12 protein-coding genes, 1 pseudogene and 1 riboswitch are annotated in these 9,373 nt (G+C 59.6%); of the genes and pseudogenes, 1 reads left to right on the top strand and 12 read right to left on the bottom strand.

The genetic code is table 11. The annotated features are described in order from the left end of the window. Nucleotides 1–193, top strand: a pseudogene (locus tag PHW99_RS16660) (thiamine phosphate synthase); the annotation flags it as partial. On the opposite strand, the gene thiD reads toward PHW99_RS16660, so the two are convergent. The 12 genes from thiD to PHW99_RS16600 form a co-directional block, all read right to left on the bottom strand. Beyond that, nucleotides 165–1,025, bottom strand: a complete 861-nt coding sequence (gene thiD / locus PHW99_RS16655; protein WP_300180202.1) for a bifunctional hydroxymethylpyrimidine kinase/phosphomethylpyrimidine kinase — start codon at nucleotides 1,023–1,025, stop codon at nucleotides 165–167. The pseudogene PHW99_RS16660 and the gene thiD sit on opposite strands and share 29 nt — an antisense overlap. Next, nucleotides 1,022–1,699 (bottom strand): thiamine phosphate synthase, encoded by a 678-nt coding sequence (gene thiE / locus PHW99_RS16650; protein ID WP_300180211.1) that lies wholly within the window; start codon nucleotides 1,697–1,699, stop codon nucleotides 1,022–1,024. Before thiE ends, thiD begins: the two co-directional genes overlap by 4 nt. 5 nt (nucleotides 1,700–1,704) lie before the next feature. After that, complete coding sequence (gene thiM, locus PHW99_RS16645; protein WP_300180199.1) at nucleotides 1,705–2,541, bottom strand: hydroxyethylthiazole kinase; 837 nt, start codon at nucleotides 2,539–2,541, stop codon at nucleotides 1,705–1,707. Nucleotides 2,542–2,579: 38 nt separating this feature from the next. Then, a riboswitch (TPP riboswitch) is annotated at nucleotides 2,580–2,675 on the bottom strand. A 21-nt stretch (nucleotides 2,676–2,696) separates the two neighbouring features. Next, entirely contained in the window at nucleotides 2,697–3,413 is a 717-nt protein-coding gene (gene dnaQ, locus PHW99_RS16640; RefSeq protein ID WP_300180196.1) for a DNA polymerase III subunit epsilon, read from the bottom strand. A 12-nt stretch (nucleotides 3,414–3,425) separates the two neighbouring features. Next, nucleotides 3,426–3,764: an ISC system 2Fe-2S type ferredoxin gene (gene fdx, locus PHW99_RS16635; protein ID WP_300180193.1), complete on the bottom strand. Its 339-nt coding sequence runs from the start codon at nucleotides 3,762–3,764 to the stop codon at nucleotides 3,426–3,428. Between the two features lie 17 nt (nucleotides 3,765–3,781). Continuing rightward, a complete protein-coding gene (gene hscA / locus PHW99_RS16630) occupies nucleotides 3,782–5,647 on the bottom strand; it encodes a Fe-S protein assembly chaperone HscA (RefSeq protein WP_300180190.1) in 1,866 nt (621 codons plus the stop codon). A gap of 35 nt (nucleotides 5,648–5,682) precedes the next feature. Then, nucleotides 5,683–6,201: a Fe-S protein assembly co-chaperone HscB gene (gene hscB, locus PHW99_RS16625; protein WP_300180187.1), complete on the bottom strand. Its 519-nt coding sequence runs from the start codon at nucleotides 6,199–6,201 to the stop codon at nucleotides 5,683–5,685. After that, complete coding sequence (iscA, locus tag PHW99_RS16620) at nucleotides 6,198–6,521, bottom strand: iron-sulfur cluster assembly protein IscA (RefSeq protein WP_300180184.1); 324 nt, start codon at nucleotides 6,519–6,521, stop codon at nucleotides 6,198–6,200. The genes hscB and iscA overlap by 4 nt, the downstream gene beginning before the upstream one ends. A 68-nt stretch (nucleotides 6,522–6,589) precedes the next feature. Then, on the bottom strand, nucleotides 6,590–6,988 hold the full coding sequence (gene iscU, locus PHW99_RS16615) for a Fe-S cluster assembly scaffold IscU (protein ID WP_300180181.1): 399 nt from the start codon (nucleotides 6,986–6,988) through the stop codon (nucleotides 6,590–6,592). Nucleotides 6,989–6,999: 11 nt separating this feature from the next. After that, a complete protein-coding gene (locus tag PHW99_RS16610) occupies nucleotides 7,000–8,220 on the bottom strand; it encodes an IscS subfamily cysteine desulfurase (RefSeq protein ID WP_300180178.1) in 1,221 nt (406 codons plus the stop codon). A 33-nt stretch (nucleotides 8,221–8,253) separates the two neighbouring features. Then, the gene (locus PHW99_RS16605) at nucleotides 8,254–8,790 is read right to left on the bottom strand and encodes a Fe-S cluster assembly transcription factor (RefSeq protein ID WP_300180208.1); all 537 of its coding nucleotides are present in this window, start codon (nucleotides 8,788–8,790) and stop codon (nucleotides 8,254–8,256) included. A 147-nt stretch (nucleotides 8,791–8,937) separates the two neighbouring features. Next, a complete protein-coding gene (locus PHW99_RS16600) occupies nucleotides 8,938–9,150 on the bottom strand; it encodes a hypothetical protein (protein WP_300180175.1) in 213 nt (70 codons plus the stop codon). Nucleotides 9,151–9,373: the final 223 nt, after the last annotated feature.

Here is a 9,373-nt window from a genome sequence, read left to right as displayed (position 1 = left end):
ATATGCCGACCTGTTACGCCACCATGCCACGGTCGCCATTGGGGGGATTGATGCGCTGCGGCTACCGCAGGTGCTGGCCTGCGGCGTCGGTTCAGTCGCCGTGGTGCGGGCGCTGGTGGCGACCGATCAGCCTGAAACACAGGCGGTGAATCTGCAACAAACCATCACGGCCTGCCTGCGGGTGAATGGATGACCTCCAAATGCATGGGCATCGGTGCAAACCCATGATTCAACGGACCACTGGACTGCCCCGTTTTGACTGTGGCTCCGGCTTGCAGGGCCTGGCGCACAAAGGCGCGGGCGTGCTGAACAGCCGCAGGCAGGGAAGCACCCAGCGCCAGATGGGCGGCAATGGCACTCGACAAGGTGCACCCCGTGCCGTGGGTGTTGGCACTGTGAATGCGTGGAGACTGCATCCACAGTGGCTCACCTGACACCTGCAGCAGCAAATCCATCACGGTGTCACCTGCCAGGTGCCCCCCCTTGAGCAGCACCGCCTGCGCACCACGGCCAAGCAGTTCAGCCGCCGCCAACGCCATGTCTTGTGGACTGGTCAACGGCCGCCCCACCAGCAAAGCCGCCTCGTCCAGATTCGGCGTGATCAGCGCGACGCGCGGAAACAGTTCGGCCACCAACACGGTGATGGCCTCGTCATCAATCAGCTTGGCACCGCTGGTGGCGACCATCACCGGGTCAAACACCACGCGTGCCAGCTGATGGCGGTCAATGGCCTGAGCCACCGTGCGCACAGTGTCCGGCGCGTGCAGCATGCCGATCTTGACCGCATCCACGCCAATGTCTTCCACTACCGCATCAATCTGCTCACGCAGCATCATGGGTGGCACATTGTGAATGGCTCGTACACCACAGGTGTTCTGGGCGGTGAGGGCGGTGATCGCGGTCATGCCAAAACACCCCAGGGCCGAAAACGTCTTCAGGTCAGCCTGGATGCCGGCCCCGCCGCCACTGTCCGACCCGGCAATCGACAGGACGCGCGGATACTGGTACTTTCGTTCAATCGTCATGATGGCGTCAACTCACTGAAAATGGCTTGAAAAGACCGAGCCGCGGCGCACGGATCGGCAGCGGCGCACAAAGCGCTGACCACGGCCAGCCCACTGGCGCCGGCACGCAACACCTCATGGGCATTGCCCAGATGAATGCCGCCAATGGCCACCAGCGGCAGCCCGGTCAGGCCGCGCAACTGGCGCAGTCCGGCTAGCCCCCAGGGCGCAGCCGTGTCGGTCTTGGTCGGTGTCGGATAAACCGGACTCACCCCCAGATAGTCCACCGGTTGCCGGGCCGCCCGTAGGACGTCGTCAACACTCTCGACCGACAGGCCAATAAACACGTCCGGTGGCAACATCTGCCGAGCCTGTTCCACCGGCATGTCCGACTGGCCCAGATGAACCCCTTGCGCGCCACAAGCCAGTGCCACATCAATGCGGTCATTGATCACCAAGGGCACCCCCAAAGGCGTTAGCAACGCCTGGAGTGCACAGGCCTGCGCCACGAAGTCGCGCGTCGGCAGGTTTTTCTCACGCAACTGCACGCAGCTCACACCGCCGTGCACGGCGGCCAGTACCACGTCGGTCAGGGGTCGCCCACCCAGGCTGGCCTGATCGGTCACCAGGTACAGGCGCAAGACATCCGGCAGCTTCAGACCCTGGCCGACGCCGGACAGCACCGCACGACGCATCACGCTCATTCGGATTGCACCAGCGCCAGTTTCAGGCGGCGTTCAAACGTGGCCTGGTCCAGCAACTGCAACTGGTCCAGCAAGGCGATTTGCAGACTGCCAACCCCCAGCCGCTGCGCCTGCACCAGTTGGGTGGCGACCTCCCCCACCACCCCCAGATACGCCATGGCCGACACGGTGGCACGCCAGGCATCCGGTTGCACGGCACAAAATGCCCCGATCAAGGCGCTGGCCGAGCAGCCCACACCAGTGATACGTGTCATCCACTCATGGCCATTGGCCAGGCTGGCGTGACGGCCATGGACGTCCAGCACGTGATCCACTTCACCGCTGATACACACCACCCCCTGCGTGCGTTGCGCCAGGGTGCGCGCACCGTGCAACGCGTCCTGCGCGGCAGCACCACTGTCCACGCCGCGGGTCTGGGCAGCCAGGCCGGCGACACTCATGATCTCGGAGGCATTGCCGCGGATCACCGAGGGCATGGCCTGTGCCAGCAGCGCTGCAATGCTCTTGTTTCTATAGCTGGTGGCGCCCGCCCCGACCGGGTCAAGCACGGTTTTGATGCCTCTTTGCCGTGCAACAGCCAGGGCCCGCCCCATGCTCTCGATCCAGTAAGGCTCCAGCGTCCCGATATTGAGCACCAGTGCCTGGGCAATGGCGGCCATGTCGGCCACCTCTTCGTGTGCATGTGCCATCACCGGCGATGCGCCCATGGCTAGCAGCACATTGGCATTGAAGTTCATCACCACCAGGTTGGTGATGGAATGCACCAGCGGCCGGCTGGCACGGACCGACTGCACATCAGCCCAGAGATCGGAAGGAAGAAGTTGTTTGCGCATGGCCATCCGGGTTAAAGACCCGAAGTCGCACAACGCCAAGCAAGTTTTGGATGCTTTCCTACGCTGGCACGACCCAGATCAGGTTCAAAGAGTATGTCTCAGCCACCCGGCGGGTGGCACCTCTAGCTGGGCCGATTATGACGGATGACAGGCGCTCAAACGGCTGCGGCGGACAACTTTCGCCAGATGGTTTTGCCGCCGCTGGACTTGTCGATCTGCATCAGCACGTCTTCATGGGCTGCGGCTTCCTGCTCGTTGGCCTGCAGCACCGGCAACCTGAAGCCGCTGAGGTCCAGCATCGGTACGCTGTTGCCGGCAGTGTCCGTGGTCGACGTGTCATCCATCTGCAACACATTCTGGCCACGCGTGAGGTTGATGTACACATCGGCCAGCAATTCGGCATCCAGCAACGCCCCGTGCAGCGTGCGGCCGGAGTTGTCCACTTCAAGCCGGTCACACAGGGCGTCCAGCGAATTGCGCTTGCCCGGGTACAGTTCCTTGGCCATCACCAGGGTATCGGTCACACTCGCAACCAATGTGGCCAGTTTGGGCTGGCCGATTCTGGCCAGTTCCATGTCCAGAAAACCCAGGTCAAACGGTGCGTTGTGGATGACGATGGCCGCACCGCGCAAATACGCGATCAACTCTTCGGCAATTTCCTCAAATCTGGGCTTGTCCTTCAGAAACTCGGTGGTGATGCCGTGTACCTTGAGCGCCTCTTCGTGGCTGTCCCGACCCGGATTGACATAAATGTGCAGGTTGTTGCCGGTGAGCTTGCGGTGCAGCATCTCCACACAACCGATTTCGATGATGCGGTCACCGTTGTCCGCCGACAGGCCGGTGGTTTCCGTGTCCAGGAAAATCTGACGCATGGTGCAAACGGCCTAATGGCCTTCCTTGGCATGGTTGATCGAATATTTCGGTATCTCGATGACCAGGTTTTTTTGCGCCAGGATGGCCTGGCAGCTCAGGCGCGACTGCGGTTGCAGCCCCCAGGCCCGGTCCAGCAGGTCGTCCTCTTCTTCTTCCGATGGCGCCAATGACTCAAAACCTTCACGCACGATCACGTGGCAGGTGGTGCAGGCACAACTCATCTCGCAGGCGTGTTCGATGTTGATGTGGTTGTCCAGCAGCGCCTCGCAGATCGAGGTGCCCGCCGGGGCCGACACTTCGGCACCCTGCGGGCAATAGTCGGCATGAGGCAGGATTTTGATGATAGGCATAAGGGCGATAGATGAATTCAGAGGGTCTCAATGTTCCGGCCCGACAGCGCTTTCTGGATGCCCCGGTTCATGCGCAACGCGGCAAAGGTTTCAGTGCCTTTGGCCAAGGCTTGTGTGACGGCTTCAATGGCCGCGGCATCACTGAGGCCGCGGGCGGCCTGGACGGCCTGCATGAGCTGGTCAATCCCGGCACGCTGGGCATCATCAAGCAGGTCACCATCGGCCTGCAGGGCACTTTGCGTGGCCAGGATCATGCGGTCGGCATCCACCCGCGCCTCGGTCACGGCGCGCGCCTGCATGTCAGCCTCTGCCGTGGCAAAACTTTCCTGCAGCATGCGGGCAATCTGCTCGTCTCCCAGGCCATACGAGGGTTTGACGGCGATGTGGGCCTGCACCCCGCTGGTCTGCTCCAATGCCGAAACATTCAACAGGCCATCAGCATCCACCGTGAAGGTCACGCGGATACGCGCCGCCCCGGCGGCCATGGGAGGAATACCGCGCAGCTCAAAACGCGCCAAGCTGCGGCAATCGGCCACCAGGTCGCGCTCACCCTGCACCACATGCAGCGCCAAGGCGGTCTGGCCGTCGATATAGGTGGTGAAATCCTGCGCCTTGGCAGTCGGAATGGTTTCGTTGCGCAACACAATGCGTTCGACCAAACCGCCCATGGTTTCAATCCCCAGTGACAGTGGAATCACATCCAGCAACAGCAGGTCACCACCCGGGTTGTTACCCGCTAATTGATTGGCCTGAATGGCGGCGCCCAGCGCCACCACTTCATCCGGGTTCAAATTGGTCAACGGCGTCCGGCCAAAAAATTCCCCGACAGCATGCTGGATTTGTGGCATGCGGGTGGAGCCCCCCACCATGACCACGCCCTGGATGTCACTGACGGAGAGTTTGGCGTCGCGCAGGGCCTTGCGCACAACCGTCAGGGTGCGTGCCGTCAACGCACTGGTGGCGGCTTCAAAATCCGAACGTTTCAGATCAAAATTCAGCTCACCCCACGTCAATGCTGCATGGAATGCTACTAAATCTGAAGCAGTCAAGGCTTCCTTGCAAGCCCGGGCAGCGGTCTTGAGCACGGACTTGTCGACCGGGTCGGCATCGGCCGTGGGCGCTGCACCCGTCTGTGCCAGAACCCAGTCCGCCAGGGCATGGTCATAGTCGTCCCCGCCGAGGGCCGAGTCCCCACCGGTGGCCACCACCTCAAACACCCCCTGAGTCAACCGCAGGATGGAAATGTCAAAAGTCCCCCCGCCCAGATCGTAAACAGCATAAATGCCCTCGCTGGCATTGTCCAGGCCATAGGCAATGGCCGCCGCCGTGGGCTCATTGATCAGGCGCAGCACATTCAGGCCGGCCAGCTGGGCGGCATCCTTGGTGGCCTGACGCTGGGCGTCGTCAAAATAGGCCGGCACAGTGATCACCGCGCCGTACAGATCCGCGTTGAAGGTGTCCTCGGCCCGGTAACGCAAGGTGGCCAAAATATCGGCACTGACTTCGACCGGCGATTTCTCCCCCTGTGCAGTCAATAAACCCAGCATGCCGGGGTGATCCACAAACCGGTAAGGCAATTTGGCAGCCAGCGCCACGTCCCTGAGGCCGCGCCCCATGAAACGTTTGACCGAAGCGATGGTGTTTTCAACATCCGTCGACTGTCCCGCCAGCGCCTCAAAACCGATCTGACGCCCGCCGTCGGCCTGGTAACGCACCACCGAAGGCAAAATCACCCGGCCCTGCGCGTCAGGCAGACATTCGGCAACACCATGACGCACCGCCGCCACCAGCGAATGGGTGGTGCCCAGGTCAATACCCACGGCAATACGCCGCTCATGCGGATTGGGCGACTGGCCCGGTTCGGAAATTTGTAAAAGCGCCATGGTTTTCTTTATCTCACAAGGTCCGGCAGACCTTGTCAACTTTCAATCTGATCGAGGCGCCTGTCCACGTCTGCAGCAAAACGCTCGATGAACATCAGGGTCCGGACTTGCCCGACCGCCGGTTCAAACGCCTGCTGAGCATCCATCAAATGCTCAATATTTTGCAGTATCTCGGCTGCGGTCCGAGCAACCTGCTGACGCAGCTGCTCCAGCTCTGGCCCCCCATGGGCATCATCCAGCTCTTCACGCCACTGCATTTGCTGCATCAAAAAGGCCGCAGGCATGGCGGTGTTGTTCTCGGCGTTGACCGGCACCCCATGCAGCTCACAAAGATAAGCGGCACGTTTGAGCGGGTCTTTCAGGCGCTGATAGGCTTCGTTGATCCGCACCGACCACTGCATCGCCAACCGCTGCGCCGCGGCGCCCTGGTCGGCAAACTTGTCCGGGTGGGCCTGGCGCTGTAGATCTTTCCAGCGGGCGTCGATCTGGGCACGGTCTTGCCTGAAACGCCGCTCTAGACCAAACAGCGTGAAATCGTCAGATTGCAGATTCACACCCGAAACGACTCGCCGCAGCCGCAGCGGTCGCGCTCTCTGGGGTTGTTGAACTTGAAGCCTTCGTTCAGGCCTTCACGCACGAAATCGAGCTCGGTACCGTCAAGGTAGGCAAAACTTTTCGGGTCCACCAGCACCTTGACGCCATGGCCTTCAAACACCAGGTCCTCAGGACCAATTTCATCGACATATTCCAGCTTGTAGGCCAGCCCGGAACAGCCGGTGGTTTTCACGCCCAGGCGTACCCCCACCCCCTGACCACGTTTGGTCAGGTAGCGGTTGACATGCCGGGCAGCAGCTTCGGTCAGCGTTACAGCCATGATGTTTGAGGAAGTCCGTGTCAGGTAAACCGCCGCGAGGCTTATCAGGCCAAAGGCAGCGTTAAGGGTTAAAGAGTTTGCGCCTCGGCGTGCTTCTGCCGATAGTCATTCACTGCCGCCTTGATGGCATCTTCGGCCAGGATGGAGCAGTGAATTTTGACAGGCGGCAGGGCCAATTCTTCGGCAATTTCACTATTTTTCAGCGCCGCGGCCTGATCCAGCGTCTTGCCCTTGACCCACTCCGTCACCAGCGACGACGAAGCAATCGCCGAACCACAGCCATAGGTCTTGAAACGGGCATCCTCGATCACCCCGGTTTCAGGGTTGACCTTGATCTGCAGTTTCATCACGTCGCCACAAGCAGGTGCCCCGACCATGCCGGTACCAACCGACTCGTCACCTTTGTCAAATGAGCCCACATTGCGGGGATGTTCGTAGTGGTCCACCACTTTTTCAGAATATGCCATGTGATTTCTCCTTAATGTGCCGCCCACTGGATCGTGGAGATGTCAATGCCGTCCTTGTACATTTCCCACAGCGGACTCAATTCGCGCAGACGGGCCACGTTTTCCTTGATGGTGGCCACTGCGTAATCAATTTCTTCTTCGGTGCTCCAGCGGCCAATTGTCATTCGCAGGCTGCTGTGCGCCAGTTCATCACTGCGCCCCAGGGCGCGCAACACATAACTGGGCTCCAGCGAAGCCGACGTACAGGCCGAGCCGCTGGACACCGCCAGCCCCTTGATGCCCATGATGAGTGACTCGCCCTCGACATAATTGAAGCTGATGTTCAGGTTATGCGGCACCCGCTGGGTCAGGTGACCATTGATGAACACCTGCTCGATGTCCTGCAGACCTGCCACCAGACGGTCATGCAACGCACGGATGCGTACGCTCTCATCAGCCATTTCGGCCCGGGCAATGCGATAGGCCTCACCCATGCCCACGATCTGGTGCGTGGGCAAGGTGCCAGAGCGCATGCCGCGCTCATGACCGCCCCCGTGCATTTGCGCCTCCAGGCGGATGCGTGGTTTACGGCGCACAAACAAGGCACCAATACCCTTGGGGCCATAGGTCTTGTGCGAGGTCAAGCTCATCAGATCCACTGGCAACTGACTCAGGTCGAAGGCAACCCGGCCAGTGGCCTGGGCGGCATCCACATGGAAGATCACGCCTTTTTCACGACAGATCGCGCCAATGGCGGCGATGTCCTGAATCACACCAATCTCGTTGTTGACGAACATCACGCTGGCCAGAATGGTGTCAGGACGGATCGCAGCCTTGAAAACGTCCAGATCCAGCAGACCATCGGGCTGTACATCAAGGTAGGTCACATCAAACCCCTGACGCTCCAGCTCGCGGCAGGTGTCCAGCACGGCCTTGTGCTCAGTCTTGACGGTAATCAGGTGTTTGCCTTTGGACTGATAGAAATGCGCAGCGCCTTTCAAGGCCAGGTTGTTGGATTCGGTAGCACCAGAGGTCCAGACAATTTCACGCGGATCGGCACCAATCAGGGCCGCGACTTGCTCGCGGGCTTTTTCGACCGCAGCTTCAGCCTCCCAACCCCAGGCATGACTGCGTGACGCGGGGTTGCCAAAATGCTCGCGCAGCCAGGGAATCATGGCATCCACCACCCGCTGGTCGCAGGGATTGGTGGCGCTGTAGTCCATGTAAATCGGAAAATGGGGAGTGCTGTCCATGATGAATCTCTTGCAGGTGAGAACGAAAACGACCTAGATTTTTGAATAGGCATTGCCCAGGGCGAACACCGAATTGGGCGCATTCACGCGAATCGGTTTGACCGCCGGCAGGTTCGAAATAGCACGTTTGAGTGTAGGCTTTTCTTCCAGCTGGAAGCCCTTGGCCAACTGTTCATCCACCAGATTTTGCAAGCTTACTGAGTCTAAAAATTCAACCATTTTGTTGTTCAGCGATGCCCACAGATCATGTGTCATGCAACGAGCCCCCTCGCCCAGGCAATTTTCCTTGCCACCACACTGGGTGGCATCCATGGGCTCATCAACCGAGGTGATAATCTCCGCCACGGTGATATCACTCGGTGATCTGGCCAAGGTATACCCGCCACCCGGACCGCGGGTCGACTCGACCAATGCGTGACGCCGCAACTTGCCAAACAGTTGCTCAAGATAAGACAGGGAGATTTGCTGGCGCTGACTGATCGCTGCCAGTGTCACCGGGCCAGCACTGTGGCGCAGTCCAAGATCAATCATCGCAGTGACCGCAAAACGGCCTTTGGTGGTGAGTCGCATTGCTTGCTCCTTCAGTCTATTTAGTTGACTAACGGAGTCAAGTATAGCAAAAAAACCCAATGATTTGCTCGGATAAGCAGATCAACCCGTTTCAGGGCAGCAGGCAGCGGTTGTGAAGGTTTTCAGGCACCCCACATCACCAGCCAGCTACTTCTCGGTATGAAACTCAACGGAGCCACCGTCCATGATTTCTCCATTGGCACGAATATGCCCTAACTGGTACAAATAGGTTTTGCCGGGCTTGAGCACTCCCTTGGGAAGGGTGATCGTACGTTCCACGATTTCTTTTTCGAAAACCACGCCGTCCTTGGGATCCTTCGACACAATCAGAATGCCGGTTTTCTTGACATCCGCGGGCACCTGAGGCCAAGAGATGGTTGAGTGGAACAGTCCTTTAATGTTTGCCTTTTGGGCCCAAAAGAGGATGATTTGATCCGGTCAGACTTTTTGATCTGACCTGGAGTGTCAATCATGAATGCATTACGTGTTTTGGCGTTTGGCATGATGGTCATGTTCACTGGTGTTGCGTCACATGCGCAACTGCACATTGGCAATGCGAGATATGGCGTCCCGGGTCCGGCAG

The sequence above is a fragment of the Rhodoferax sp. genome, from assembly GCF_028689305.1.
Classification (GTDB): domain Bacteria; phylum Pseudomonadota; class Gammaproteobacteria; order Burkholderiales; family Burkholderiaceae_C; genus Rhodoferax.
This window is presented reverse-complemented; position numbering and strand designations above follow the sequence as displayed.